Source organism: Aromatoleum sp. (assembly GCF_032027225.1).
Taxonomy (GTDB): domain Bacteria; phylum Pseudomonadota; class Gammaproteobacteria; order Burkholderiales; family Rhodocyclaceae; genus Aromatoleum.
In genome coordinates, this window is record NZ_JAVSMM010000013.1 from 100,654 (window position 1) to 127,283 (window position 26,630).

Consider the following 26,630-nt stretch of genomic DNA (forward strand, 5'->3'; position numbering starts at 1 on the left):
GCCGTAAGCGTTCTATTTCAGGAAACCGCATGAAAACCGCACAGGAACTCCGCTCCGGCAACGTCATCATGGTGGGCAACGACCCGCTCGTGGTGCAGAAGGCCGAATACAACAAGTCCGGCCGCAACTCCGCGGTCGTGAAGATGAAACTCAAGAACCTGCTGACCGGCGCGCCGTCGGAATCGGTCTACAAGGCCGACGACAAGTTCGAAGTCGTGCAGCTCGACAAGAAGGAAGTCTCGTACTCGTACTTCGCCGACCCGATGTACGTGTTCATGGATGCCGACTACGAGCAGTACGAAGTCGAAGCCGAGAACATGACCGACGCGCTGAAGTACCTCGAAGACGGGCTGCAGTGCGAAGTCGTGTTCTACAACGGCAAGGCGATCTCGGTCGATCTGCCCAATTCGGTCGTGCGCGAAGTCGTTTACACCGAGCCGGCGGTCAAGGGCGACACGTCGGGCAAGGTCATGAAGCCCGCGAAAATCGCCAGCGGCTTCGAGCTGCCGGTGCCCGCTTTCGTCGAGATCGGCGACAAGATCGAAATCGACACGCGCACCGACGAATACAAGAACCGCGTCAAGTAAGCGTCCATCGACGTGGCTCCGCGGGCTCCGGAAGGAGCCCGTTTCTTTTTGGCTGCGGGTGCGAGGACTACATCCGGCGCGGTACCGGATACTTGCGGCTGAACGCCGCGTAGATGCGTCGCAGTTCTTTTTCGTCGCCGAGTCGCTTGCGCCTTGCCGCCTCGTCGATCAGCGCGCGGTGCATCAGGTGCAGCTGCCAGATCCCGCGCAGGTCGGCGAGCAACTGGTTGCCGAGTTGGGTGGCGAGCATCGCCGGCAGGCGTTCGTGTTGGGCGATGACGTCGATGGTGTCGCCGTCGAGGTCGATGAAGTCGAGGCAATCGGTCAGGCTGAGCATCGTTGTCTCCTCTGAAGTAGACGACGCGCCAACCTGGTGATCGTCCTGCACCATGTTGGCGCGGCTCGCTTCGGCGGCTTCCGGTTCCGCAATTGCAAGACGGCGGTCCGGAAATCTCAAGTATTTGTATTGTAGGGTTTTTCCAACCGGTTGGGAACGCGTACGGGGCGCGACCGGGAGGGCTGGTCAGAAAACTGACGCAAGGGCCATGCCGCCGAATCGGCCGCTCACAGGGGAACCGGTATTCCGTCTGCCGGTCCGGCGTAGCGATGCGCTTGTGCCATCGGTGCATGCCCGTTTCCGTCGGCGGAAAGGAACTGGTCGCGGTGTGTCGCGTCGGCCGGGCTGGCGGACCGTTAGAATCTTCGCCTCCGTCTCATCGTCGCCCAACCCGAGTCCGTCATGTCCGACCGTATCCGCATCTTCGGCGCGCGCCAGAACAACCTGAAGAACCTGACGCTCGACTTCGCACTGAACGAGATCACGGTCGTCACCGGTGTCTCGGGTTCGGGCAAGTCGTCGCTCGTGTTCGACACGCTGTACGCCGAAGGCCAGCGCCGCTACGTCGAGACCTTCTCACCGTACGCGCGGCAGTTCCTCGATCGGATGGACAAGCCGCAGGTCGATCGCATCGAAGGCGTGCCGCCGGCGATCGCGATCGACCAGACCAACCCGGTGCGGAGTTCGCGATCGACGGTCGGCACGATGACCGAGCTGACCGACCATTTCAAGCTGCTGTACGCGCGCGCGGCGCGGCTCTACTGCCGCGGCTGCGGCCGCGAAGTGCGGCGCGACAACCCGGACAGCGTCTACGAGGCGCTCGCCGCCCGTTGTGCCGCCGACGATCCCCGTCTCGTGCTGACGTTCGAAGTGCCGGTCCCGGCGGGCTTCAGCGATGCGGAAATCACCGAGCTCCTGAGCCGCCAGGGCTACGCGCGGATCCACGCGCGTGAAACGCGTGGGTCCGGCGAGGTGCTGCACGTCGTGCAGGACCGCTTCCGGCTGTCGAACGCCGGCCGGCCGCGCGCGCTCGAAGCGATCGAGACCGCGATGCAGCACGGCCACGGGCGGCTTGCGGTGCGCGCGCAGCATGACGAAGGCGAGTCGGTGTGGCGCTTCAGCCGCGACCTGCACTGTGCCGACTGCGACATCGACTACGCGGATCCGACGCCCGGCCTGTTCTCGTTCAATTCGCCGGTCGGGGCGTGCGAGACCTGCCGCGGTTTCGGCCGCGTCATCGGTGTCGACTTCTCGCTCGTGATTCCCGACGAATCGAAGACGCTCGCCGAGGGCGCCGTCAAACCGTGGCAGACCGCGAGCTACCGCGAGTGTCAGGACGACCTCGCGAAGATGGCGAAGAAGTACGGCGTCGCGATGGACATCCCGTTCCGCGACCTGCCGCCCGAGGATCGGCGCTGGGTGCTCGAAGGCGACCCGGAGTGGAAGAGCTGGGACGCGTCGTGGCCGCGCAAGTGGTACGGCGTGAGGCACTTCTTCGACTGGCTCGAGACGAAGGCGTACAAGATGCACATCCGCGTGCTGCTGTCGCGCTACCGCAGCTACACGGAATGCCCGGCGTGCAAGGGCGCGCGGCTGAAGCCCGAAGCGCTGCTGTGGCGCCTGGGGGAGCGGAGCGGGTGCCGCCCGGCAATAGCCATTACCGAGAACGTTCAGGCTGACCCGCCGCAGCCCGCCGATGCGGGGGTTTCGGTGGCGAACCGTCCGCGGCGCGTCCAACGAGCACCGGAAGCGCCGGTAACGGCGGCGGATGTGCGACCCGGATCCTCGCCTGTGATGCACGCTCGTCCGGTTCCGCGCGAGGAGTTGCCAGGCCTCGCGATCCACGAGCTGATGGCGCTGCCGATCGGCCGCGTGCGCGACTTCGTCGCCCACCTCGATCTGCCCGGCGGTGTCGACGAGGCCGCGGCGCTGCTGCTCGGCGAGATCCGCAGCCGGCTCGACTATCTCGCGAACGTCGGCCTCGCTTACCTGACGCTCGACCGCCAGTCGCGCACGCTTTCCGGCGGCGAAGTGCAGCGCATCAACCTCACGACCGCGCTCGGCACCTCGCTCGTCAACACGCTGTTCGTGCTCGACGAGCCGTCGATCGGCCTGCACCCGCGCGACATCGACCGCATCCTCGGCGTGATGACGCGGTTGCGCGACGCGGGCAACACGCTCGTCGTCGTCGAGCACGATCCGCAACTGATGCGTGCCGCAGACCGGCTGCTCGACATCGGGCCGGGCCCGGGCGAGCGCGGCGGCGAGATCATCGCGTACGCGCCGCCCGCCGAGCTCGCGGCGGACCCGGCGTCGGTCACGGGCGCCTACCTTGCGGGTCGCCGGCGCGTGGATGCGGGCAGGCGGATGCGGCCGGTGAGCAACGATAGCCGCCGGCTGCGCCTCGTCGGCGCGCGCGAGCACAACCTGCGCGATGTCGACATCGCGTTTCCGCTCGGCCAGCTCGTCTGCGTCGCCGGCGTCTCGGGGTCGGGGAAATCGACGCTGATCCAGGACGTGCTGTATCCCGCGCTCGCGAAACATTTCGGCATCGCGGTCGAGGTGCCGGGCGCGTTCGACCGCCTCGACGGCATCGAACACCTGTCCGGCGTCGTGATGGTCGATCAGTCGGCGATCGGCAAGAGCGCACGCTCGAACCCGGTCAGCTACGTCGGCGCGTGGGACGCGATCCGCGCGTTGTTCGCGGCGTTGCCGGACGCGAAGAGCCGCGGCTACACGCCGGGCACGTTCAGCTTCAATGCCGGCACCGGGCGCTGCCCGACGTGCAACGGCTCCGGTTTCGAGCACGTCGAGATGCAGTTCCTGTCCGACGTCTATCTGCGCTGCCCGGACTGTGACGGCCGGCGTTATCGCCCGGAGGTGCTGGAGCTGCGCTGGCGCGACAAGTCGGTCGCGGATGTACTCGAGCTCACGGTCTCCGAGGCGCTCGCGTTCTTCGCGGACCAGTCTCCGGTGCGCGCCGCGCTCGCGCCGCTCGCCGACGTCGGCCTCGACTATCTGCGGCTTGGCCAACCGGTGCCGACCTTGTCGGGAGGCGAAGCGCAACGCCTGAAGCTCGCCGGCCACCTCGCCGAAGCGGCGAAACTCGCGGGCAAGAAGTCGCGGGCCGGGCGCGGCGAAGCGCCGGGGCGCCTGCTGTTCCTGTTCGACGAGCCGACGACCGGGTTGCATTTCGAGGATGTCGCGACGCTGCTGCGCGCATTCGACAAGCTGCTCGACGCCGGCCATGCGCTGATCGTCATCGAGCACAACCTCGACGTGCTGCGCGCGGCGGACTGGATCGTGGAGCTCGGCCCCGACGGCGGCGAGGATGGCGGGCAACTCGTCGTCGAAGGGCCGCCCGCCATCGTCGCCGGATGCGACGCGTCGCCGACCGGGCGCGCGCTGCGCGAATACGAGGATGACATCGCTCAGGCGGCGGAGAAGCTTGAGGCGGGAAACTGGGGACAGGACCCGCGCGGGAAATCGAGTGCGGTGCCCCATTTCGAGGCCGCCGAGCCGGCCGCGCGCTATCGCGCCATCGCCGCGCCCGCGATCGAGATCCGCCACGCGCGCGAGCACAACCTGAAGAACGTCAGCCTGTCGATCCCGCGCGACCGCTTCACCGTCGTCACCGGCCTGTCCGGGTCCGGCAAATCGACGCTCGCGTTCGACATCGTCTTCGGCGAAGGCCAGCGCCGCTACCTCGAATCGCTGAACGCGTACGCGCGGCAATTCGTCCAGCCCGCGGCGAAGCCCGACGTCGATGCGCTGTTCGGCATCCCGCCGACGGTCGCGATCGAGCAGCGCACGAGCCGCGGCGGCACGAAGAGCACGGTCGGCACGCTGACCGAGGTGCAGCCCTTCCTGCGGCTGCTGTACGTGAAGCTCGGCACGCAGTTCTGCCCGCAATGCGACGTGCCGGTGTCGCCGCAGAGCTTCGACGCGATCGCCGCGCAGATCCTGCGTGATTTCCGCGGCGCGTCGGTCGAGCTGCTCGCGCCGCTGGTGACGAACCGCAAAGGCCTGTACACGGCCCTCGCGAAATGGGCGAAGGGCAAGGGGTTCGCGCAGCTGCGCGTCGACGGCGACTACCTGCCGACCGCGAAATGGCCGCGCCTCGACCGCTACAAGGAGCACACGATCGAGCTGCCGGTCGGGATGACGGTCGTCGCGCCCGAGCACGAAGCGGCGCTGCGGGCGCAGCTCGCCGACGCGCTCGAACACGGCAAGGGCGTCGTCCGCGTGCTCGAGCTCGGCAAGGTCGGGGCCGTGCCGACGACGTTCTCGACGCTGCGCGCGTGCCCGTGTTGCGGCGACAGCTTTCCCGAGCCGGATCCGCGCCTCTTCTCGTACAACGCGAAGCACGGCTGGTGTCCGGCGTGCTACGGCACCGGCCTGTCGGTCAGCGGCCGGGTCGAGGATCCGGATGCGCTCGACGTCACGGAGCCGGACGAGGCGTTCGGCGACGGCGAAATTTGCGGCGTCTGCAGCGGTGCGCGCCTCAATCCGGTCGCGCGCGCGGTGCGTTTTCGCGGCCTCGGCATCCACGAGCTGTCGGCGCGCCCGGTCGAGGCCGTCGCGGCGTTCTTCGACACGCTGCGGCTCGAAGGCCGCGAAGTCGACATCGCGCGCGACCTCGTCACCGAAATCCGCGGCCGGCTCGACTTCCTGCAACAGGTCGGCCTCGCCTACCTCGCGCTCGACCGCGGCGCGCCGACCCTCTCCGGCGGCGAAGCGCAGCGTATCCGCCTCGCTGCGCAGCTCGGCTCCAACCTGCGCGGCGTTTGCTACGTGCTCGACGAGCCGACGATCGGCCTGCATCCGCGCGACAACCGGCTGCTGCTCGACACGCTCGAAGCGCTGCGCGACCGCGGCAATACGCTGCTCGTCGTCGAGCACGACGAGGACACGATCCGCCGCGCCGACCACGTCATCGACCTCGGACCAGGCGCGGGCGTGCGCGGCGGGAAAGTCGTCGCGCAAGGCGGCCTTGACGACCTCATCGCGTCGCCCGAGTCCGCGACCGGCGCGTACCTGCGTGCGCCGCTGCGGCACCCGCTGCACCCGCGCCGCGCGGTCGAGGACGCCCATCCGGCTATCCTCGTCCGCGACGCATCGTTGCACAACCTGAAGTCCGTCGACGCGCGCGTGCCGCTCGGACGCCTCACCGTCGTCACCGGCGTGTCCGGTTCGGGCAAGTCGACGCTGGCGCGCGATGTGATCCACGCGAGCCTGCGCGCGCGGCTCGGCGACCCGGATGCGCAGAAGGCGCGACGCCGCGGCCTGCCGCAGACGAGCGACGCGGCGCCGATCGGTTGCCGCGCGATCGACGGCTGGGAAGCGGTCGGCCGCGTGCTCGAAGTCGACCAGACGCCGATCGGCAAGACGCCCCGCTCGTGCCCGGCGACCTACGTCGGCTTCTGGGACACGATCCGCAAGCTGTTCGCCGAGACGTTCGAAGCGAAGACACGCGGCTGGAACGCGTCGCGCTTCTCGTTCAACACCGGCGCCGGCCGTTGTCCGGTCTGCGAAGGCCAGGGTCAGACGACCGTCGAGATGAGCTTCCTGTCGGACGTCAAGCTACCGTGCGACGCATGCGGCGGCGCTCGCTTCAATCCCGAGACGCTGACGGTGCGCTGGCGCGAGAAAACGATTGCGGACGTGCTCGCGATGCCGATCGACGACGCGGTCGAATTCTTCGCCGCGCATCCGGCGATCGCGCATCCGCTCGCGCTGCTGCAGGACGTCGGGCTCGGCTACCTGACGCTCGGGCAGCCGAGTCCGACCTTGTCCGGCGGCGAGGCGCAGCGGATCAAGCTCGTCACCGAGCTCGCGAAAGTGCGCGGCCGCGCCGGGGAAGGGGCCGCGACCGGCGGCCGCCCGCTACCGCCCGAGAAGCACACGCTGTACGTGCTCGACGAGCCGACGGTCGGCCTGCACATGGCGGATGTCGACAAGCTGATCCGCGTGCTGCACCGGCTCGCCGACGCCGGCCACACCGTCCTCGCGATCGAGCACGATCTCGACGTCATGGCCGAGGCCGACTGGCTGATCGACCTCGGACCCGAAGGTGGCGACGGTGGCGGAAGGATCGTCGCGCAGGGGGCGGTGGCGGTGGTCTGCGCCGCGGAGGGATCGCATACCGGTCGCATCCTGCGGGAATTTCTCGCGACGCGTGCGGTATAAACGGAGTCATCGGAATGCTGCCCGCCGGGGCGGCGAATGTTGGATCAGGGAGGAAATCCGGGCATGAACGAACACGTCATCCGCGTCTGGGATCTGCCCACGCGCGTCGCGCACTGGGCGGGCGTCGCGCTGTTCGCGGCGGCGATCGTGTCGGTGAAGATCGGCGGCAACGCGATGGTCTGGCACGGCCGAGTCGGGCTCGCACTGCTCGGCCTGGTCGTGTTCCGCATCGTCTGGGGCCTCGTCGGCTCGACCTACGCGCGTTTCGCCGCGTTCGTGCCGCGGCCGCGCGCGCTCGCCGACTACCTCGCGGGCCGCTGGCGCGGCGCCGGCCACAACCCGCTCGGCGCGCTGTCGGTCCTCGCGCTGCTTGCGTTCGTCGCGTTCCAGTCGTCGGCCGGACTGTTCGCGAACGACGACATCGCGTTCTACGGCCCGCTCGCGGAGCTGGTGTCCGACGAGCTCGGCGCGCTCGCGAGCGGCTTGCACCGCCAGGCGGAATGGATTCTGTACGCGCTGGTCGGTCTGCACGTTGCCGCGGTGATGTTCCACGTCCATGTGAAGAAGGACAACCTGATCGTGCCGATGATCACCGGAACGAAGCGCGTGAGCGACCCGGCGATCGAAAGCGCGCGCGGCGGCGGTGTCACGGCCTTCGTCGTGGCGCTCGCGCTTGCGATCGCGGCGGTGTGGGTCGCCGCGGGCGGCATCCTGCCGCCGGCCGAACCCCCGCCGCCGGTGCCGAGCTGGTAAGGGCAGCGCGTGGGGCGGCGAGACGTGCGCGACTGAGTGTGCCTCAGCGCTCGGTCGAGACCTTCAGGCTAGGGTCGCGCCTATGGAGCGTCGGGCGCGGTGGGAACGCGAGATTCCGGTAGCGCGGAAAAAAAAGCCGCCCGGACGGGCGGCTGCAGAGCTGGACCGGAGCGCACGGCTTCGCGCTTAGTCCTCGATGCGGTACTTGTCGTGACAGGCTTTGCACGCCTTGCCGACTTCGCCGAACTGCGCCTTGACCGCGGCCTGATCTCCGCCCGCGGCGACCTGCTGCAGCTTGTTCGCCTGTTGCACGAAGTTCACCGCGATCTTGCCGACTTCGTCCTGCTCCTTGAAGAAATCGGATTTCACGCGGGTTTCCTTCCAGCCCTTGCCCTTGTCGGTGCCCGGCGCATACAGCGCGCCCATGCCGGAGTTCGCGGTCGCGGCGATCAGGTTGGCGGCCGCGGCGACCTGGTCCTTGTTGTACGGGACGCTGCCGTCGACGACCTGCGCCTTGATCTTGCCCATGTTCCAGGCCATGAAGGTGTATCCCGACTGGCGATACTTGATCAGGTCTTCGGGTTTCGTCTGCGCGGACGCGCTTGCGGCGATCGCCAGCGCGGCAAGACCGAAAGTCAGGTGCTTGATGCTCTTCTTCATTCTTGACCCTATTGGAAGTGTTGGAAGGCCGGCAGCCGCGAGGCCTTAGCCGGGGATATCTCGGGAAGCAGGAGTTTCGGCGAGATTGGTTACGGAGAAAAGACGAACGTGACCGAGGTCACGAACGGTACAAGTTCTCCGGGATATGCAGACGGCGGAAAACAGGCACTGAAACTCATGCTGTTTCCTCGCGCGTCGCGGCGGGCTGCTGCTGGAGCGTAGCCCGTCGGCCGCGCGCAGATCGGTCGGTCGGCTCTACGTTCCGTTATGACATCCGGATCGTTCGTACGTCGCCGAGCCGAAGCCAGGCTTCAACGATACGGAAGCCGCGCCGGTGTCGATATCGCTTCGCGCCGTCCGACTCAACGCCTCGGCAATCGCCTCGATGAGCGGACTGCATGCGGATAGATTCAGTCGCAAGCCAAGGCCGGCGAAAAAAAGCGTGCGGAAGCGGGCGCGGGCCGCACCGCGCTCGCCCCCCAACGACGCGTATTACTCGATCCGCACCGGCACGAAGATGCGCGTACCGCCGCGCTGAACGAGCAGCGCGAAGCGGTTACCCGCCTTTTCGAGCATATTGCGGAACGACGACGCGTTCGTGACCGGCTGGTTGTTCAGCGCAAGGATGACGTCCCCGGGCTGCAGGCCGGCGCGCTCCGCGGGCCCGTTCACGCCCTCGACGACGATGCCCCCGCGCACGCCGAGCTGCGCGGACTCCTCGGGCGCCAGCGGCCGCACGACGAGGCCCAGTTTGCCGCCCGCGTCTTCGCCGCCACTGTTCGGAGCGGCGGGCCCTTCGGCGACCGCTTCGTTGCTCATTTCGCCGAGCGTCGTGGTCAGGGTGCGGCTGCGTCCGTCGCGCCACACTTCGAGCTTGACCGCCGTGCCGGGCCGCTTGTCGCCGATGATGCGCGGAAGATCCCCCGAATCCTTGACCTTCGTTCCGTCGACGCCCAGCACGACGTCGCCCGCCTTCAGACCCGCCTTTTCCGCCGGCCCGCCCGGCTCGACGTTCGACACCAGCGCACCGGTCGGCTCCGAAAGTCCGAACGACTGCGCAAGCTCCCGATCGACCCCCTGGATCGTCACGCCCAGCTTGCCGCGCTGGACCCGCCCGTACTTGATGATCTGGTCCTTGACGTTCAGCGCGACGTCGATCGGGATCGCGAACGAGATGCCCATGAAGCCGCCCGAGCGCGAGTAGATCTGCGAGTTGATGCCGATGACTTCGCCGGCGAGGTTGAACAGCGGTCCGCCGGAGTTGCCCGGGTTGATCGCGACGTCGGTCTGGATGAACGGCACGTAGTTCTCGTCCGGCAGGCGGCGTGCCTTTGCGGAGATGATGCCGGCGGTCACGGTGTTGTCGAAGCCGAATGGCGAACCGACCGCGAGGACCCATTCGCCGACCCGCGCCTTTTCGGGATTGCCCGTGCGCACGACGGGCAGGCCGCTGGCATCGATCTTCAGCAGCGCGATGTCGGTGCGCAGGTCCTTGCCGATGACTTTCGCCTTGAACTCGCGCTTGTCGGTTAGCCGCACCGTGACTTCGGACCCGTCTTCACCGACGACATGGGCGTTCGTCATCACGTAGCCGTCACCGCTGACGATGAAGCCCGAGCCGATGCCGCGGCTGATGCGCGGACCGCGGTTGCCCTCCATTCCGGGCATTCCCGGGACGGGCACGCCGAAGCGGCGCAGGAAATCGTAGAACGGGTCCTCGGCGAGCGCGCGCTCGTCGGTGCCCTTCTGGCGCTGCACGACGCTGATATTCACGACCGCAGGCCCGACGCGTTCGACGAGATCGCCGAAATCGGGAAGCCCGAGCCGGTTCGGAGCTGCCTGTGGTGTCGCGGTCGCGCTATCGGCCGCGAACGTCGGTGAAGCCGACAGCGTGAGGCCGAACGGCACAAGCGTGGCGACGGCGAGGCGGAGGATGTGCGTACGCGCGCCGACGCGGCTGAAGAAGGAGTTGTTCATCGTATTCCGGCTTCCCTGAGAAGTAAGCGTGCGCAAGTGGACTTTCGGGCGGCCGGAATTGTTCCCCAAACGGGTTCGGACCTCAGGCGATGGTCATGGCGGGAATATTCCGGATGCGGTCGTGGACGTCAGAAGCCGATGCGCAGGCCGAGATGCACCTGGCGGCCGACCTCGTTCGCCGGCCTGTCCCCGATCCGTTGTTGCAGCGGCCGGTTCGCGACTTCCTGGTGCTCGCCGAAGAGGTTGATGCCGCTCAGACTTACCCTGACCGGGTTTCCGCCGATGCGCCTTTCCCACGCGATGCTCGCGTCGACCGCGGTATAGGCGTCGACCTTCCGGCGGTAGCCGGGAATGAAGCTGGTGCCGAAGTCCACCGGCCCCATCCGCAGCACCGTCAGCATTCCTTGCCAGTCGCCGATCTGCTGCAGCCACGACAGTGACGCGATGTAGGGTGCAACGGAGCGTTCCGCCCGCGCCTCCTTCGAGCGGGCGTCGATCAGCGTGTGGCTGAAGATCAGCTGGCCGTTCCGGACCGGCTCGTAACGCAACTGGTATTCGACGCCGGTCAGCGTCACCGCATCGGATTGGTTTTCCCAGCGACTCGAGCCGAGCAGTTCGCGCAACTGCCGGATAACGGGATTGGAAGTCGGTTCGGGCGTGACCGTTTCGCGGCGTATCAGGTCGGTCACGCGTTCGCGAAACACGCGCACGTCGAGCATCCCTTTGTGGTCGCTGCTCTGCCCGAGGTATCCGACTTCGAACGCATCGACGCGCTGCGGCTTCAAACCGGGATTGGGTACATGGCGTCGCAGGAAGGTGTCGAGAAACGGGAGCTTCACGTCGGCGTTGCGTTCGAACAGTGAAGGATAGCGGTAGGCGCGCGAAAATCCCGCGCGCCATGTGTGCTCGGGCGCCGCCAGCCAGTTGACCGCGAGCCGCGGCACGACGCGGCTCCGGTAACCTTCGACCCGCTCGACCGTCGCGCCTGTGTTCACCACCCACTCGGGGGAGACGTGCCACTCGAGGCTGCCATAAAGGCGCCGATCGCTCTGTCGGTGCTCGCCGCTGTCGTGGAACAGGAAAGAACCTTCGACCCGGTCCGAGCGCCACTCCGCGCCCCACGCGGCCCGTGTGTCGCCGAAGGGCGCCGACGTGTGCTGGAAACGGACGGCCTCGCCGACAAAGTCGGCATTGTTGTTCACCGGCACGATCACGATGCCGGCACCGGGGAGCGGGCGACGCGGATCGCCGCCGAGCCACTCGTCGCGGTACTGGTCCGAAGTACGCGAATACGACAGCGTGATTTCCTCTTCGGTGCTGCGGACGAGACGCCATTCGACATCGACGAAGTTGCTCTCGTGCCGGCCGTTGCGCAGACCGTCGGTGTTGAAGGGCGTGTCGGGATTACCGAGGCCTCGCCGGCCTTCGCTCACTCCCGCCCGGAAGTTGATTTCGTCATAGTCGCCGAGGCGCAGGCTGCCATTCAGGTTGGCCCGATTGAGGTCGACATCGTCGCTGATGCCTGCCGTTCCCTCGTCCTGCTGATGCTGCGCAGTCACGCGCAAACCCAGCGGTCCGGTGCTGCCTGCGACCCGCGCGGTCGTATCGAACAGTCCGTCGCCGGCATTGAAGCCGACGCTGCTCCCGGTTTCTGCGCGGGGGTGGCGAGTCCGGATGTTGACGACGCCGAGAAAGGCGTTCGATCCGTAAGCCGCGGAGTTCGGACCGCGCACCACTTCGATGCGTTCGATGTCCTCGACGGCGATCGGCATGCCGCTCCAATCGGCGCCGCCGACCCCGCCGCCCGACGAAATCACCGAGCGCCCGTCGATCAGCACCTGGATCTGGTTCGGGTAATCGATGCCCAGACCGTGGTATGTGACCCACTGGTCGTGCCCGCGCGACTGGCCGATCTGCATGCCGGGGACGAGGCGCAGCAGGCGGGCGACGTTGCGGTAGCCGGTCGCGAGGATCAGCTCCTCGTCGAGCACCGTGACGGAACCGGGGGTCTCGCGCAACGGCTGCGGCAGGCGCGAGGCGGTGAGCACGATCGGCAGCGGCTTGAGGAAGTCTTCTTCGGAGACTTCTGGCCCGGCGATTGCTTGTGCGCACAGCCCGGCGAGTGCGAAAGGGACGAGGTAAGGCGGGCGTCGAGGCTTCATGAATCCGTTCGTGTTGTCGCTGTCCGCGCGGTCGCGAATGCGCAAAAAGACGAAATTGTAACGTCGCGCTCCCGGTAGTTCGAACGATATACCCAAGGGTTCGAACGATATGTCCGACTTTAGCAAAGAAGTTCGGCGCTGCGCGAAGTCAGAAGCGGCGTCTGGAGCCCATCCTGCATTTATATGACAAAAGTGTTATTTCGGCATGTCCGCCGCCCCCCTTTCCGGGCTTCGTCGCCCCCGACTGTCGATCTACCGTGTTCTCGTGCATCTCGATGCCGATCGGCGACCATGCGCGCGTGCGCGACCTTTATTGCGGGCGTGACGATCGTACTGCTCTCCGGATGCGCGAGCCAGAGGTCTTCGGGAGAGGATGAACCCGAAGTCCAGTTGCAGTGGCCTGCTCCGCCCGACGCGCCGCGGTATGTCTACGAAGCGCAGCTCCGGTCCCCCGCCGACATCCGGCCGGAAAAGGAAGACGAGCGCGTTCGCCGCATGCTCACCGGCCGCGGTGCGGTGTCGACCGATCCCGTCTATCGCAAGCCGGCCGCCATCGCCGCTCGCAAGGGGCGAATCTACGTTGCGGATCCTCCGACCGCGTCCGTCGTCGTGTTCGACGTGCCACGGCAGCGTGTTTTCCAGATGGGCGTCCGGGAGCCGAATCAGGTGCGCAAGCCCGTCTCGATCGCGCTCGACGCGAGCGACCGCGTCTATGTTCTCGATGCCGGCCGCTGCGCGGTGATGGTCTACGATTCGCTCGGCCTGTTTCTGTTCGCGGTCGGTGACCCGGCGGTGCTCCAGCAGCCGTCGGGCGTCGCGGTAAGCGCGGACGGACAGAGGATCTTCGTCGTCGATCGAGGCAGCCTCGAGGGGGACGATCACAAGGTCGTAGCCTACGCCCCGGATGGAAAGGAATTGTTCCGCCTCGGCCCGCGCGGCTCGGGCCCGGGCCGGTTCAACATCCCGCTTTCGGCGACGGTTTCACCCGACGGCACCCTATACGTTCTCGATTCCGGGAACTTCCGCGTGCAGGGTTTCGATCTGGAAGGCCGTCAGAATATGATGTTTGGAAGTGTGGGAGCGGGCCTGGGGCAATTCTCACGACCGAGAAGCATCGCGGCCGGACCCGACGGCAACATCTTCGTTTCCGACGGTTCGTTCAACAACGTCCAGATCTTCAATCCGGAAGGGCAACTGCTGATGTGGATCGGCAAGCCCGACCTGCGCAGCAACGGGCCCGGGCAGTTCGGACTGATCGCGGGGATCGCGACCGACGAAACCGGCCGGCTTTACATGTCGGATCACTATCACAACAAGATCGAGGTCTATCGCCCCGTGGGGCCGGGGGACGCGACGGGCTCGGCACGCTGAGGAAATGGGCTGGCGCAGTAATTGCTTTTGATGCCATCGAGTTATTTGAGTTTCATCTGAACGGGCGCGGCCCAACAACACTCGAAAGGCGGGAGCCAAGCGTGCAATTCAGGAATCTTGTAATTCTTTCGGCGGTCGCCATCGTGCTGCCGGTGCAATGGGCGAGCGCCGACATCGACTTGCCGACGAAGTTCTCCAACCAGGGCACGATCGGTAACACGCGTCACAATCTCACCCAACGTCAGACGAGCGGCGGCGGCCCGAGCGGCGCGAGCATGGACCAGTTTCGCAACGATTACCGCGAGGTATGCGTGTACTGCCACACGCCGCACGGTGCCAACACGAATATCGCGGCACCGTTGTGGAACCGCACCGTCAGGGAAACCACTTACACGCTCTACAACCAGGCCAGCCTGTCGGGCGCGATCAGCCAGCCGGGCGCGAACTCTCTCGCCTGTCTGTCGTGCCACGACGGCCAGACGGCGGTGGACTCGGTCGTCAATATGCCGGGGTCCGGGGGATACAAGGAGGCGCAGAAGACTTCGCAGGACAACGTCTTCCTCAACACGTGGACCAACACGAGCGGTCCCGATGCGACTTCGCACTTCGGCCTCAAGGAAGGCAAGGAATGTCTCGGCTGCCATGCCCCCGGGGCCGAACTCGGAGCGGGCGCGACCAGCTTCACGACGTTCGCGCTCGGAACCGACCTGTCGAACGATCATCCGGTCGGCGTGAAGCTGCCGACCGGCGCCGACTGGAACGTGCCGAGCGGGACGAAGGACAACATCCGATATTTCGACGCCAACAGCGACAACCGACTCAGCAAGGGCGACATCCGTTTCTACGATACCGGCGAAGGGCCGGAAGTCGAGTGCGCGTCGTGTCACGACCCCCATGGCGTGCCGAGCGCCGGAGCGGGGTCGAAATTCAACACGACTTTCCTGCGCGTCGAGAACACCGGCAGTGCTGTCTGCCTGACCTGTCATAACAAGTAGTCAGGAGCTTCGCCGGAGGTGGTTGCCCGGCGAAGCGTGCCCGTTCCGGCGCAAGCGGCGTAAGATCTTTCCGATATTCCTTCGACGTCGATCGGGACAGGCGATGACACTCACCGACCTCCGTTATCTCCTTGCACTCGCGCGCGAACGACACTTCGGTCGCGCCGCCGAGAAATGCCATGTCAGCCAGCCGACGCTGTCGGTGGCGATCAAGAAGGTCGAAGAGGAGCTCGGGGTGCAACTGTTCGAGCGCGGTGCGACTGAAGTGAAGATCACCGCGACCGGCCAGCGCATCGTCTCGCAAGCCGAAAAAGTCCTGCTCGAAGCGGCACAGATTCCCGAGATCGCGGCGGCCGGCAAGGACCCGCTGGCCGGCCCGCTGCGCGTCGGCGTGATCTACACGATCGGACCTTACCTGCTGCCGCGACTCATTCCGCGGGTGCATCAGCTTGCGCCGCGGATGCCGCTGATCATCCAGGAAAACTACACGACGCGGCTCGTCGAAGCGCTGAAGCGCGGTGACCTCGACGTCATCATCCTGTCGCTGCCATTCGAAGAGGCCGGTATCGTCGCTCAGCCGGTCTACGACGAGCCGTTTCGCGTACTGATTCCGGCCAATCATCCCTGGACCGATCTGGAGCGAATCGATCCCGAGCTGCTCGCCGAAGATCAGTTGCTGCTGCTCGGGGCAGGCAACTGTTTCCGTGACCAGGTGCTGGAAGTCTGTCCGCATTTCCGCAACGTCGGCGGCCTGCAACGCACGCTCGAAGGCAGCTCGCTCGAGACGATCCGGCACATGGTCGCGACCGGCCTCGGCGTCACCGTGCTGCCGAGTTCCGCCGCCGACGAGCTCCCGGTGCAAAACCCTCTCGTTGCGGTTCGTCCATTTTCCGAACCACAGCCGACCCGCCGAATCGCGCTGGCGTGGCGGGTGACCTACCCGCGCAGCGGCGCGATCGACATGCTGCGGGCCGCGGTCCTCGAAAGCGCGCTGCCCGGCGTGCTGCCGATCGGACGTGCGGTGGTGGAGGTCGCTCCCGCGCCATAGCGACCGTCGCCGCCGGGCGCGCCGCCCGTGCCGGGGCGAGCGTGACCGATCGCTGTCTCAGCGTGCAGGCGGGACGGTATGGCTGGCGCCCATCCCGGCTTCGACAGACTCAGCGGGAATGATTTTGGTTGTCGGGGCCGTCCCGCCGTCCTAGCCGGTGCTGCGCTTGCGGGCGGTCGGCTTGGCGGGGGCGGTCGCTTTCGCTTCCGGTTTTTCCGCGGCGTCCTTGGCTGCAGCCTTGCCTTTCGCAGCCCCGGTTTTCGGCGCCTTCGCTTCGAACTCGAATCCGACCTTGCCGTCGGCGCCCTGTACGAGAAACGCCGAGAACTTGCGCCGCGTGCGCGTCGACACGAAGCCTTTGAGCAGATCGGTGCGGCCTTCGGTCAGCAGCTTGGCCATCTGTTCGCGCTCCACCGGTTGCTGCAGGATCACCTTGCCGGAGCGGAAATCACAGCTCTTCTCCGGGCCGACCGATTTCTCGCACACATAGGCCATGCCGTGCTCGAACACGCGAGCGCGGCACTTCGGGCATGCCCCGAGAGCTTCCTGCCCGGAAAAGTCGATCGCCTCGCCCCCCTCGCCGTCGTCCTTCGGCTGTCCGAAGTCGAACTCGGGCTGGTGCTCGTCGTTGAGACGGATTTCCGCGCTGAAGAGCCGGCCCATCTTGCTGCGGAACCCGGTCAGCGGACCGACGTGGCGCTCGCGCAGCAGCATCTCGATCTCGTCGATCTCGAACTGGCGCCCGGCGACGATTTTCCATGCCGACCAATCGCAGGCCTGGCACGCGAACTTCTTGTAGTTCTCCTTCACCAGTCCGCCGCATTTCGGGCACGGCGCCGACAGCGTCGCGAAATCGCCGGGTACGGTGTCGGATTCATAGCGCTTCGCGTGTTCGACCATCTCGCGTGCCATCTCGGCGATCTCACGCATGAAAGCCGGCCGCGACAGCTGCCCGCGCTCCATCTGCGCGAGCTTGTGTTCCCATTCGCCGGTCAGCTCGGGCGAGGTCAGCGCGGTGACATCGAGGCCTTTCAGCAGCGTGATCAGCGAAAACGCCTTCGCGCTCGGGATCAGCTCACGCCCCTCGCGATGCAGGTACTGCTCCGCGATCAGGCCTTCGATGATCTGAGCGCGCGTCGCCGGCGTCCCGAGCCCGCGTTCGGCCATCGCCGCGCGCAGTTCCTCGTCGTCGACCATCTTGCCCGCGCCTTCCATTGCCGACAGCAGCGTCGCTTCGTTGTAGCGCGCGGGAGGCTTCGTCACCAGTGCCTTGACGACGATGTCGTCCGTCGACACCGTTTCGTTCTGCTCGACCGCGACGAGCTGCGCGCCGCCTTCATCGTCGGCCTTCGCGGCCTCCTTGCCGTATACCGCCAGCCAGCCGGCATTCACGAGGACCTTGCCCTCGGTCTTGAACGCTTCGCCCTCGACGCGCGTGATCCGAGTCGTGATGCGGTATTCCGCCGCGGGATAGAACACCGCGAGGAAGCGTCGCGTCACGAGGTCGTAGATCTTCTGCTCGGCCTCCGACAGGCTCTTCGGCACGGTCCCGGTCGGGATGATCGCGAAGTGGTCGGAGATTTTCGCGTTGTTGAAGATTCGCTTGTTCGGCTTCACCCAGCCCTGTTTCGCGATCTCGTTCGCAAACGGCGCGTATTCGATCGGCAGGGCGCGCATCACGTCCTTGACCGTGCCGACGTAATCTTCCGGCAGAGCCCGCGCATCGGTCCGTGGATAGGTGAGCGCCTTGTGCTTTTCGTACAGCGCCTGTGCGAGCTGCAGCGTGACGCGCGCCGAGAAGCCGAAGCGGCCGTTGGCCTCGCGCTGCAGGCTGGTGAGATCGAATAGCAGCGGCGACAACTGCGTCGACGGCTTGGACTCTTCGCTGACGCGGCCCCGCTTGCCGTCGCATTTCGCCTTGATCGCGTCGGCGCGCGCGCGGTCCCACAGCCTGAACGCGGTCGCGTGCTCGTCGCCCTCGGGTTTGCGGAAGCCTTCGTCGAACCAGCGGCCGGCGTAATTCCCCGCCTTGCAGCCGAACGTCGCTTCGAGCTCCCAGTAGTCGCGCGGTTTGAACTTGCGGATCTTCTGTTCACGCTCGACGACGATCGCGAGTGTCGGAGTCTGCACGCGCCCGACCGTCGTCAGGTGAAAACCCCCGGTCTTCGAATTGAACGCGGTCATCGCGCGCGTGCCGTTGATGCCGATCAGCCAGTCGCTTTCGGCGCGGCAGACGGCGGCAGAGCGCAGACCCTCGACGTCCTGGGCGGAGCGCAGCTGCGCAAATCCGTCGCGGATCGCGTTGGCGGTCATCGACTGCAGCCACAATCGCGACACCGGCTTGTCGGTCTTCGCGTGCTGGACGATGAAATTGAAGATCAGCTCGCCCTCGCGGCCCGCGTCGCATGCGTTGATCAGGCCGCTGACGTCCTTGCGTTTGATCAGACGGGTCAGCAGCTTCAGCCGGTCGTCGGTCTTTTCGATCGGCCGCAGCGCGAAGTGCGGCGGAATGACCGGCAGGTGCGCGAAGGTCCATTTGCCACGCTTGACCTCGTACTCCTCCGGCACGACGAGTTCGAGGAGATGGCCGACGGCGGACGAGAGCACGTACTCATCCGACTCGAAGTAATCCTTCTCCTTCGTGAATCCGCCGAGCGCGCGGGCGATGTCCTGCGCGACGGAGGGTTTTTCCGCGATGATGAGTTGCTTGCTCATGCCAATGACGGCTGCCTTTGAAAACCTCGACGGTTTTCATTTAGAGGGTGATCGAGCGGCGCATGATAAGCACGCCGCCACGGCAGCTGCAAGCCGCGCGGGTCCCTACTGCAGGAGGAACAGGTCTTCCCCGGTTTCGTCGGCGAGCAACTCGTCGAGGATCAGGCTGTCGAGCGGCTGGTCCTGCTGCCACATCACCATCAGGACGATGACCTTGAACCGGTGCAGGTTCACGCTGAATTTGGACAGGGCGAGCGTGCGCTCGACGATACGCTCGCGAGTCGTCGCGTCGAGCGCGCCGGCGTTCTCCAGGAACGCGAGAAAGCCGCGGCAGTCGGCGTCGAGCTTCGCCTGTTCCTCGGGGGCATACAGGCGGATCGAACCCGGCTGCGGCGTGCGCGAAAGTGGCGAAACGTCGGCGATGTCACGCAGGCCCGACAGCCACTCGAGCGCTTCGCTGATCTCGTCTTCCTCGAATCCGGCGGCCGAGAGCTTGCGTGCGAGCTGCTCGGATTCGGGACAGGCGCCGGCGTGGACGTAGTTCTCGAACAGGTAGACAAGGATGTCGAACATGGCGGCGCACCAGGGAAGTCAAAGGCGCTGGAATCGGCCTCCCGGCAGTCGGGTCAGGTGCCCGTCGAGTTCCAGTGCAAGCAGAATGGCGTAGAGCGTGTCGACCGTCAAGCCGGCCCGGGCAACCAGCGTGTCGACGTCGAGCGGATCGTGGCCGAGCGCATCGAGCACGCGTTTTTCGTCCGGCGATGCCGTCTCGAAGGCCAATTCTGCGTTGCCCCGCTCGACCGGGCGACTAGGTTCGCCTCGCGGTGCGCGCTTGCTCCGGGCCCCCGATGTGCGTGCTGCGGGCCTCGGGGCGGGCGATTTCAAGTTCAGTTCCTCGAGCACGTCCGCCGCGGTTTCGACGAGTTTCGCTCCGTCGCGGATCAGCCGGTGGCAACCGCGAGCGAGCGGCGAATGAATCGAGCCGGGGATCGCGAAGACTTCGCGCCCGCATTCGGTTGCGAGCCGCGCGGTGATCAGCGAGCCGCTGCCGACCGCGGCTTCGACGACCAGCACGCCGCGGCTCAGGCCGGCGATGATGCGATTGCGGCGCGGGAAGTTCGCCGGCAGCGGAGGTGTGCCGAGCGGGTATTCGCTGACGATCACGCCACGCTCGGCGATTTCCAGCGCGAGAGGCCGGTTCTTCGCCGGATAGACGCGATCGGCGCCGGTCCCGATCACTGCAATCGTCACGCCCTCGGGCTCGGCGAGCGCGCCGCGATGTGCGGCGGTGTCGATGCCGAGCGCGAGGCCGCTGACGATGGTGAGACCCGATCCCGCGAGACTTCGGGCGAAGGCCTCGGCGTTGCTCGCGCCGGACGGGGTCGCCGAACGTGCGCCGACGATCGCGAGCGACGCAGGGGAAGAAAGCCGCGCCCGGTCACCTTTGACGTAGAGCAGGACCGGCGGATCGGCGATTTCGAGTAGTGCCGCGGGATACTCCGGGTCGCCGAGCGTGATGACGTGGTTGCCGGGCTCTGCGGCCCAGGCGAGCGCCGGGTCGATGCGCGATTCGTCCGGTGGCGCGAGCAGGCGATCGGCGAGGTCCGCGCCGACGACCGACGCGACCGCGGAGCGACCCGCGCCGAAGATTCGATCCGGCAGTCCGAACGCCGCGAGCAGCGCGCGCTGACGTTCGGGGCCGACGCCGGAAACAAGCGTCAGCCGCAGCCAGGCGGCGAGATCGTCCTCGGCCCCCACCGATCCTCAGGGCTGGCGAACGGTATCGCCGACCGTCACCGGTCCGTCCGATTCCATCACGAGGGCGTACGCGACGCGATCGAACACGCGGAACACGAAGGCGACGCCGTAACGCTGTTGCGGAAGCTCAAAGGTTTCCTTTCCGCCGGCCTCGTCCTTGTACACCACGTTGCCGCGATTGCGGTGCAATGCGAGCACGTGGCCACGCTCGATCCCGGCGTTGCTGCCCACGTTGAGCGTCACGACGTTGAGGCGGCCGGTCTCGCTCAAACCCTGATGAATGCCGATCAGCCGCCCCGCGATCGGCCCTTCGGGCGCGTGCGGCACGAACGAGAAGATTTCCGGGCGCTCGCTCGCGATGAGCCGGTCGCCGACCCCGATCTCCTCGACCGCGGACAGCAGCTTCAGCGTCGCCGGGCGGCCGGGTTCGGTCATCCGGGCCTGCCCGAGGAACGCCGCTTCGTAGCCAAGGACTTCGCCGCTCAAGGGGTCGACGAGCGGCTTGGCAGGACGGAACACTTCCCAGACCTCGTTACGACCCTGCACGTCCTTCGCGAAGATCGTGTCGCCCGCGCCGGTGAAGACGCGGCTCGCGTCGGTCGCGATCACCGTCCCCGCCTGCTTGAGGTCGCCTTCGTCGACGACAAGCGAGCGCGACAGGAAGGGCTCGATCGCCTGCATCGGAATGCTCGGCAGCGCGCCGTCAATGGGTTCGGAATAGGCTTGCGGGAAGCGCTTTTCGTACAAGGGCGCGCCGACGCGCCGACCGATCGACAGGTAGGGGCCACTGCGGTCGAGCAGAATCACCTGGCCGGGGTAGATCAGATGCGGATTGCGAATTTCGTCGCGGTTGAGCCGCCACACTTCGGGCCAACGCCACGGCTCCTTCAGGAAACGGCCGGAAATGTCCCACAAGGTGTCGCCGCGCACGACGGTATAACTGTCGGGCGCATCCTCCGCGAGCGCGGCGGGTGCGGCCCCGGCCGGCCCGGCAAGAAGCGCCGCAATCGTGAACAGGAGAGGGAATATAATGCGGATCATTGCTCGCTTCCGATTGGCCGGGACCGGACGCCCGCGGTACCGGAACACCACGCGCCGGTCGGAGGTCCAATCCGCAGTCTCGATTCTGTCTCGACTCACTTACCCGGCACGCGCGACGAGCAATGCCAAAGCATTGAAATTCTGCACGCAATGAGCTAACCCGGCAAGCATTCATGGCCCTATTACCGATCCTCCGCTACCCCGATCCCCGACTCCACAAACGCGCGGTGCCCGTCGCCGCTGTCGATGACTCGATCCGCCAGCTCGTCAAGGACATGGCCGAGACGATGTACGAAGCGCCCGGCATCGGCCTCGCGGCGACGCAGGTCGATGTGCATAAGCGCGTCGTCGTCATAGACGTCAGTGAGGACAGGTCCGAGCTGCTGGCCTTCATCAACGCCGAGATCATCGAACGGTCCGGCGAGCAGACGTGCGAGGAAGGCTGCCTGTCGGTGCCGGGCATCTACGAGAAGGTCTCGCGTGCGGAGCGCGTGCGCGTGAAGGCGCTCGACGAGCGTGGCGAACCCTTCGAACTCGAGGCCGAGGGCCTGCTCGCGGTTTGCATCCAGCACGAACTCGACCATCTCGACGGCAAGGTGTTCGTCGAATACCTGTCACCGCTGAAGCTCAACCGGATCAAGACGCGGCTTCTCAAGAAAGCGCGGATCACCGCCTGATGCCGGCGCCGCTGAAGGTCGCTTTCGCCGGCACGCCCGAGTTCGCCGCGGCCGCGCTCGAAGCCATCATCGCCGCCGGGTTCGACGTGCCGCTGGTGCTGACCCAGCCCGATCGCCCGGCCGGGCGCGGGATGAAGCTCGCCGCGAGCCCCGTCAAGCAGGTCGCGCTCGCGCATGGCATCGCGGTGGACCAGCCCGAGCGGCTGCGCAGCGAAGCGCAGCGGGCGAGCCTCGCCGCGTGCCGTCCCGATGTCCTCGTCGTCGCGGCGTACGGGCTGATCCTGCCGCGCGCGGTACTCGATCTGCCGCGGCTCGGCTGCATCAATATCCACGCGTCGCTGTTGCCGCGCTGGCGCGGTGCGGCGCCGATCCACCGCGCGATCGAGGCCGGCGACGCCGAGACCGGCATCACGATCATGCAGATGGACGAAGGCCTCGACACCGGGCCGATGCTGATGAAGCGCGCGTTGTCGATCGCCGCCGACGACACGACCGGCACGTTGCACGACCGGCTCGCCGTGCTCGGCGCGGAGATGGTCGTCGAGGCGCTCGGACTGCTGCCGGACGGCCGTCTCGTCGCGACGCCGCAACCGGATACGGGCGCGACTTACGCGGCGAAGATCGGCAAGGCGGAGGCGGCGCTCGACTGGCTGCAGGCCGCGACGGCGCTCGAACGCGCAGTGCGTGCGTTCAACCCTTTTCCGGGCGCCGTCGCACATCTGCGTCAGGTGCCGGTGAAGATCTGGCGGGCCGAGGTCGCTGCCGGCCGCGGCGAGCCCGGCGCCGTCCTGTCGGCCGATGAGACCGGCGTCGTCGTCGCATGCGGCGACGGATCCTTGCGGCTCGTCGAACTGCAAAGGCCGGGCAGCCGCCGGCTGCCGGTGGGGGAATTCCTGCGGGGTTTTCCGGTCTCTGCCGGAGAACGTTTCGACGATGCCCCGGTTTCCGCCGCGTGATTGAATTCCGGGCGATCGCCCCCATCTCTGGAGCGTTACTCCCCAACGGATAAAGGAAGGAAACGAAAACATGTTCGGCAACTGGGTCAAGACGTCGATTCTCATGGCAGGCATCGTCGCCTTGTTCGGCGCCATCGGCGCAATGATCGGCGGCCGGCAGGGCATGCTGATGGCGCTGCTGTTCGGCGGCGCGATGAACCTGTGGGCCTACTGGTTCTCCGACAAGATGGTGCTGAGGATGTACAACGCGCGGCAGGTCGACGAAACCACTTCGCCGTACCTCTACAACATGGTGCGCGAGCTCGCGTTCCGCGCGCAGTTGCCGATGCCCAAGGTCTTCATCATCGATGAAGCGCAGCCGAACGCGTTCGCGACCGGCCGCAATCCGGAGAACGCCGCGGTCGCGGCGACGACCGGCATCATCCGCATGCTGTCGGAGCGCGAGCTGCGCGGCGTGATGGCGCACGAGCTTGCACACGTGAAGAACCGCGACATCCTGATCTCGACGATTTCGGCGACCGTCGCCGGTGCAATCTCGATGCTCGCGCAGTTCGGCATGTTCTTCGGCGGCCGCGACGAAGACCGCCCGAATCCGCTGCTGCAGATCCTCGTGATGGTCCTCGCGCCGATCGCCGCGATGGTGATCCAGATGGCGATCTCGCGCACCCGCGAATTCGGCGCCGACCACGAAGGCTCGGACATTTCGGGCGACCCGGAAGCGCTCGCGAGCGCGCTCGCGAAGATCGACGCGTATGCGAAAGGAATCCCGATGCAAACCGCCGAGGCGCATCCCGAGACCGCGCAGATGATGATCATGAACCCGCTGTCGGGTGGCGGCCTGCGGGGTCTGTTCTCGACGCACCCGAGCACCGAGGAGCGTATTGCGCGCCTGCACGAGCTTGCGCGCCGCTGATTTGCCACGGATCGCAGAAAGCGGTAATCGGTCGGCGCGCGCCGGGACGGAACGCCTTGCTCCGGTCGGTCCCGCAAGCCCTTCGACCGAAGCTGGTCCTGGTGCCGGCGACGGATCACCGGGGTCATGGCCGTGTCGCTCCGGTCCGTGGCGACGCCTGGGGGTTGAACGCGCGACGGCGGGCGTTTCCGGTCGGGCGACAAGGAATGGTACATGACGGTAATCGGATTCGCCGGCTGGTCGGGGAGCGGCAAGACGTCGCTGATCGAGCAGGTCATCGCGCTGCTCGGCGCGCGCGGGCTGGCGGTGTCGCTGATCAAGCACGCTCACCACACGTTCGACATCGACCACGAGGGCAAGGACTCGTGGCGCCACCGCAATGCCGGATGCCGTGAAGTGCTCGTGAGTTCGGGCCGCCGCTGGTCGCTGATGCACGAACTGCGCGGCGAGCCGGAATTGCCGCTCGAGGTACTGCTCGGCAAGCTGTCAGACTGCGATCTCGTGCTCGTCGAAGGCTTCAAGCACGCACCGATTCCGAAAATCGAGGTCTTTCGCGCCGAAGTCGGCGAGCCGCTGCTTTTTCCGGACGATCCCGACATCGTCGCGTTTGCGACGGACGCACCGATCGAGACCTCATTGCCGCGCCTCGATCTCAACGATCCGAGGCAGGTCGCGGACTTCATCGTCGACTTCGCGTTCGCGAGGCAGGATCGGCCGGTGGCGCGCGAGGTGGTTGAGGGAGGAGCGGGACTGGAAACGGTAAAGCCCGACCCGGCCGAGTCGCGCGGACCGCTGCTGAAATAGACCCGCAGGCCACCGAAAGGGGCTTTCGTCCGCGCGGCGCGAGGATCGCAGCCGGACCGGCGGCGCCCTCCCTATCCGTCCGCGGCGATGTCAGGGCGTTGCGGCGCTTCCCTGCTGCTCATTTCTCCGACAGATCCTGCAGCTCGCCCCGCGTGTTGATGTTGCGGAACGCTTCTTCCTCGTCGTCGAAGCGCACTTCGACGATCTTCAGCGTCGCGTACCACAGGTCCACCTTGCGCCCGCCGGCCGCGAGAAAGGCTTCGAGATGCGGCAGCACGTCGCGGCGGCACAGGCAGAAAACCGGGTGAGGCTGATCGAAGGTGCGCGCGACGGCGAAATCGGCCCCGGTGGCCGCGAGCGCCGCGTTCAGTCGCGCAACGAGGTCGGCGGGCAGGAAGGGCGAGTCGCACGGCGCGGTCGCGACCAACGGGTGCGAGGCGCGCGACAGCCCGGCGTGCAGGCCGGCGAGCGGTCCGGCAAAGCCTTCGATCTCGTCGGCGAACACCGGATAGCCGAATGCTGCGTAGCGTTCGCCGTTCCGGTTCGCGTTGATGATCAGTTCGTCGACTTGCGGACGCAGGCGCTCGAGCACCTGCTCGACCATCGTCCGCCCGCGGAATTCCACGAGTCCCTTGTCGACGCCGCCCATCCGCCGGCCCAGGCCGCCGGCGAGGACGACGCCGGTGATTCCGTCACCCGACGCGCTCATCGCGAGAAGCGCTCCTCGCCGGTGAACAACAGGTAATGCCTGCCCTGCGCGCGGCCGATCATCGTCAGGCCGACCCGACGCGCGATTTCCCAGCCCATCTGCGTCAGGCCCGAGCGCGACACGAGGAAAGGGATGCCCATCTGCGCGGTCTTGATGACCATCTCCGACGTCAGCCGTCCCGTCGTATAAAAAATCTTGTCGCCGCCATCGAGACCGTCGAGCCACATCCGGCCGGCGATCGCATCGACCGCGTTGTGCCGGCCGACATCCTCGACGAACATCAGGATCCGGCACGCATCACCGTCGGGGGCGGCGAGCGCGCAGCCGTGCACCGCGCCGGCCTGCTTGTAGATCGACTCGTGATGGCGCACCGCCTCCATCAGCGCATACAGCGTCGCCTGGGTGAGGCGACGCTCCTCGGGGAGGTGGACCGCTTCGATCTCGTCCATCAGGCCGCCGAACACCGTGCCCTGACCGCAGCCGGTCGTGACGGTCCGGGTGCCGAGCCGCTCGTCGGCGTCGCGAAGGCCGTGGCGGGTCGTCACCGCGACCGCATCGCTCTCCCAGTCGACCTGCACCGACGCGATGTCGTCGAGGCTCGCGACGAGGCGCTGGTTGCGCAGCCAGCCGATCGCGAGCGCCTCGGGCGCCGTCCCGAGCGTCATCAACGTGACGATCTCGCGGCGGTCGACGTATAGCGTCAGCGGATATTCGCCGGCGATCGGAGTCGGAACGAGCTCGCCGGACTCATTCCGCGCGGGAATCGTCACCGTCGGGGGCCGACGGGCGGAACTGAGGATCGGCCGGCGGGGCGGCGCGTCGCTGGACCTGGGCATGGAAGGAGAGCGGTGCTGGGCAGACCTCATTCTAGTCGGAACGCCGGTCACGTTCGCAAGCGCAGCGAGACCGGTTCTGCGCGCACGCGCACTCGCTTCCCGGCCCTTTCCGCGGCCGCGGGGTCGGCGACGCGCGCCTGCC

General features: G+C 66.8%; 19 protein-coding genes and 1 pseudogene. 10 read left to right on the plus strand and 10 right to left on the minus strand.

The window, feature by feature from the left end:
* Positions 1-29 precede the first annotated feature (29 nt).
* Positions 30-587, plus strand: coding sequence for an elongation factor P (efp, locus tag ROZ37_RS14675; RefSeq protein ID WP_312660371.1), 558 nt, complete (start codon positions 30-32; stop codon positions 585-587).
* A gap of 67 nt (positions 588-654) precedes the next feature.
* Here efp and ROZ37_RS14680 read toward each other — a convergent pair whose 3' ends face one another.
* Positions 655-924, minus strand: coding sequence for a hypothetical protein (locus ROZ37_RS14680; RefSeq protein ID WP_312660372.1), 270 nt, complete (start codon positions 922-924; stop codon positions 655-657).
* Between the two features lie 402 nt (positions 925-1,326).
* On the opposite strand from ROZ37_RS14680, the gene ROZ37_RS14685 reads away from it, so the two are divergent.
* Together ROZ37_RS14685 and ROZ37_RS14690 are read left to right on the plus strand one after the other, a co-directional pair.
* On the plus strand, positions 1,327-7,113 hold the full coding sequence (locus ROZ37_RS14685; RefSeq protein WP_312660373.1) for an excinuclease ABC subunit A: 5,787 nt from the start codon (positions 1,327-1,329) through the stop codon (positions 7,111-7,113).
* A 63-nt stretch (positions 7,114-7,176) separates the two neighbouring features.
* Positions 7,177-7,866: a cytochrome b/b6 domain-containing protein gene (locus ROZ37_RS14690; protein WP_312660374.1), complete on the plus strand. Its 690-nt coding sequence runs from the start codon at positions 7,177-7,179 to the stop codon at positions 7,864-7,866.
* A 186-nt stretch (positions 7,867-8,052) separates the two neighbouring features.
* On the opposite strand, the gene ROZ37_RS14695 is transcribed toward ROZ37_RS14690, so the two are convergent.
* The 3 genes from ROZ37_RS14695 to ROZ37_RS14705 all read right to left on the minus strand — a co-directional run bounded on the left by ROZ37_RS14695 (position 8,053) and on the right by ROZ37_RS14705 (position 12,665).
* On the minus strand, positions 8,053-8,526 hold the full coding sequence (locus ROZ37_RS14695) for a cytochrome c (RefSeq protein WP_312660375.1): 474 nt from the start codon (positions 8,524-8,526) through the stop codon (positions 8,053-8,055).
* Between the two features lie 492 nt (positions 8,527-9,018).
* Positions 9,019-10,503, minus strand: coding sequence for a DegQ family serine endoprotease (locus tag ROZ37_RS14700; RefSeq protein ID WP_312660376.1), 1,485 nt, complete (start codon positions 10,501-10,503; stop codon positions 9,019-9,021).
* Positions 10,504-10,631: 128 nt separating this feature from the next.
* Positions 10,632-12,665 (minus strand): TonB-dependent receptor, encoded by a 2,034-nt coding sequence (locus ROZ37_RS14705; RefSeq protein ID WP_312660377.1) that lies wholly within the window; start codon positions 12,663-12,665, stop codon positions 10,632-10,634.
* 291 nt (positions 12,666-12,956) lie between these two features.
* On the opposite strand from ROZ37_RS14705, the gene ROZ37_RS14710 reads away from it, so the two are divergent.
* The 3 genes from ROZ37_RS14710 (at position 12,957) to ROZ37_RS14720 (ending at position 16,079) form a co-directional block, all read left to right on the plus strand.
* The gene (locus tag ROZ37_RS14710) at positions 12,957-14,036 is read left to right on the plus strand and encodes a hypothetical protein (RefSeq protein ID WP_312660378.1); all 1,080 of its coding nucleotides are present in this window, start codon (positions 12,957-12,959) and stop codon (positions 14,034-14,036) included.
* A gap of 101 nt (positions 14,037-14,137) precedes the next feature.
* Positions 14,138-15,031 (plus strand): cytochrome c3 family protein, encoded by an 894-nt coding sequence (locus ROZ37_RS14715; RefSeq protein ID WP_312660379.1) that lies wholly within the window; start codon positions 14,138-14,140, stop codon positions 15,029-15,031.
* A 103-nt stretch (positions 15,032-15,134) separates the two neighbouring features.
* The gene (locus tag ROZ37_RS14720) at positions 15,135-16,079 is read left to right on the plus strand and encodes a hydrogen peroxide-inducible genes activator (protein ID WP_312660380.1); all 945 of its coding nucleotides are present in this window, start codon (positions 15,135-15,137) and stop codon (positions 16,077-16,079) included.
* Positions 16,080-16,229: 150 nt separating this feature from the next.
* Here ROZ37_RS14720 and ROZ37_RS14725 read toward each other — a convergent pair whose 3' ends face one another.
* From ROZ37_RS14725 to ROZ37_RS14740, 4 genes are all read right to left on the minus strand, one after another.
* A complete protein-coding gene (locus ROZ37_RS14725) occupies positions 16,230-18,794 on the minus strand; it encodes a DNA topoisomerase III (protein WP_312660381.1) in 2,565 nt (854 codons plus the stop codon).
* A gap of 105 nt (positions 18,795-18,899) precedes the next feature.
* Positions 18,900-19,367, minus strand: a complete 468-nt coding sequence (locus ROZ37_RS14730; protein WP_312660383.1) for a DUF494 domain-containing protein — start codon at positions 19,365-19,367, stop codon at positions 18,900-18,902.
* Positions 19,368-19,385: 18 nt separating this feature from the next.
* A complete protein-coding gene (gene dprA / locus ROZ37_RS14735) occupies positions 19,386-20,552 on the minus strand; it encodes a DNA-processing protein DprA (protein ID WP_312660384.1) in 1,167 nt (388 codons plus the stop codon).
* Between the two features lie 6 nt (positions 20,553-20,558).
* On the minus strand, positions 20,559-21,593 hold the full coding sequence (locus tag ROZ37_RS14740; RefSeq protein WP_312660385.1) for a LysM domain-containing protein: 1,035 nt from the start codon (positions 21,591-21,593) through the stop codon (positions 20,559-20,561).
* A 173-nt stretch (positions 21,594-21,766) separates the two neighbouring features.
* Between ROZ37_RS14740 and def the strand changes: the two genes are divergently transcribed.
* From def to mobB, 4 genes and pseudogenes are all read left to right on the plus strand, one after another.
* Positions 21,767-22,270 carry a peptide deformylase gene (gene def / locus ROZ37_RS14745; protein ID WP_312660386.1) on the plus strand — a complete coding sequence of 168 codons (504 nt, stop codon included), beginning with the start codon at positions 21,767-21,769 and terminating at the stop codon, positions 22,268-22,270.
* Positions 22,270-23,226 carry a methionyl-tRNA formyltransferase gene (fmt, locus tag ROZ37_RS14750; RefSeq protein WP_312660387.1) on the plus strand — a complete coding sequence of 319 codons (957 nt, stop codon included), beginning with the start codon at positions 22,270-22,272 and terminating at the stop codon, positions 23,224-23,226. The genes def and fmt overlap by 1 nt, the downstream gene beginning before the upstream one ends.
* A gap of 70 nt (positions 23,227-23,296) precedes the next feature.
* Positions 23,297-24,139: a zinc metalloprotease HtpX gene (gene htpX, locus ROZ37_RS14755; RefSeq protein WP_312660389.1), complete on the plus strand. Its 843-nt coding sequence runs from the start codon at positions 23,297-23,299 to the stop codon at positions 24,137-24,139.
* 213 nt (positions 24,140-24,352) lie between these two features.
* Positions 24,353-24,832 (plus strand): annotated as a pseudogene (gene mobB, locus ROZ37_RS14760) (molybdopterin-guanine dinucleotide biosynthesis protein B); the annotation flags it as partial.
* A gap of 229 nt (positions 24,833-25,061) precedes the next feature.
* On the opposite strand, the gene mobA reads toward mobB, so the two are convergent.
* Positions 25,062-25,652: a molybdenum cofactor guanylyltransferase MobA gene (gene mobA, locus ROZ37_RS14765; RefSeq protein WP_312660390.1), complete on the minus strand. Its 591-nt coding sequence runs from the start codon at positions 25,650-25,652 to the stop codon at positions 25,062-25,064.
* Positions 25,649-26,488, minus strand: a complete 840-nt coding sequence (locus tag ROZ37_RS14770) for a formate dehydrogenase accessory sulfurtransferase FdhD (protein ID WP_312660392.1) — start codon at positions 26,486-26,488, stop codon at positions 25,649-25,651. The genes mobA and ROZ37_RS14770 overlap by 4 nt, the downstream gene beginning before the upstream one ends.
* Positions 26,489-26,630 lie beyond the last annotated feature (142 nt).

What these genes read in the sequence shown, in the direction of transcription:
- efp (WP_312660371.1), top strand. Translation starts at nt 30, where the DNA reads ATGAAAACCGCACAGGAACTCCGCTCCGGCAACGTCATCATGGTGGGC.
- ROZ37_RS14680 (WP_312660372.1), bottom strand. Translation starts at nt 924, where the DNA reads ATGCTCAGCCTGACCGATTGCCTCGACTTCATCGACCTCGACGGCGAC.
- ROZ37_RS14685 (WP_312660373.1), top strand. Translation starts at nt 1,327, where the DNA reads ATGTCCGACCGTATCCGCATCTTCGGCGCGCGCCAGAACAACCTGAAG.
- ROZ37_RS14690 (WP_312660374.1), top strand. Translation starts at nt 7,177, where the DNA reads ATGAACGAACACGTCATCCGCGTCTGGGATCTGCCCACGCGCGTCGCG.
- ROZ37_RS14695 (WP_312660375.1), bottom strand. Translation starts at nt 8,526, where the DNA reads ATGAAGAAGAGCATCAAGCACCTGACTTTCGGTCTTGCCGCGCTGGCG.
- ROZ37_RS14700 (WP_312660376.1), bottom strand. Translation starts at nt 10,503, where the DNA reads ATGAACAACTCCTTCTTCAGCCGCGTCGGCGCGCGTACGCACATCCTC.
- ROZ37_RS14705 (WP_312660377.1), bottom strand. Translation starts at nt 12,665, where the DNA reads ATGAAGCCTCGACGCCCGCCTTACCTCGTCCCTTTCGCACTCGCCGGG.
- ROZ37_RS14710 (WP_312660378.1), top strand. Translation starts at nt 12,957, where the DNA reads ATGCGCGCGTGCGCGACCTTTATTGCGGGCGTGACGATCGTACTGCTC.
- ROZ37_RS14720 (WP_312660380.1), top strand. Translation starts at nt 15,135, where the DNA reads ATGACACTCACCGACCTCCGTTATCTCCTTGCACTCGCGCGCGAACGA.
- ROZ37_RS14725 (WP_312660381.1), bottom strand. Translation starts at nt 18,794, where the DNA reads ATGAGCAAGCAACTCATCATCGCGGAAAAACCCTCCGTCGCGCAGGAC.
- ROZ37_RS14730 (WP_312660383.1), bottom strand. Translation starts at nt 19,367, where the DNA reads ATGTTCGACATCCTTGTCTACCTGTTCGAGAACTACGTCCACGCCGGC.
- ROZ37_RS14740 (WP_312660385.1), bottom strand. Translation starts at nt 21,593, where the DNA reads ATGATCCGCATTATATTCCCTCTCCTGTTCACGATTGCGGCGCTTCTT.
- def (WP_312660386.1), top strand. Translation starts at nt 21,767, where the DNA reads ATGGCCCTATTACCGATCCTCCGCTACCCCGATCCCCGACTCCACAAA.
- fmt (WP_312660387.1), top strand. Translation starts at nt 22,270, where the DNA reads ATGCCGGCGCCGCTGAAGGTCGCTTTCGCCGGCACGCCCGAGTTCGCC.
- htpX (WP_312660389.1), top strand. Translation starts at nt 23,297, where the DNA reads ATGTTCGGCAACTGGGTCAAGACGTCGATTCTCATGGCAGGCATCGTC.
- mobA (WP_312660390.1), bottom strand. Translation starts at nt 25,652, where the DNA reads ATGAGCGCGTCGGGTGACGGAATCACCGGCGTCGTCCTCGCCGGCGGC.
- ROZ37_RS14770 (WP_312660392.1), bottom strand. Translation starts at nt 26,488, where the DNA reads ATGCCCAGGTCCAGCGACGCGCCGCCCCGCCGGCCGATCCTCAGTTCC.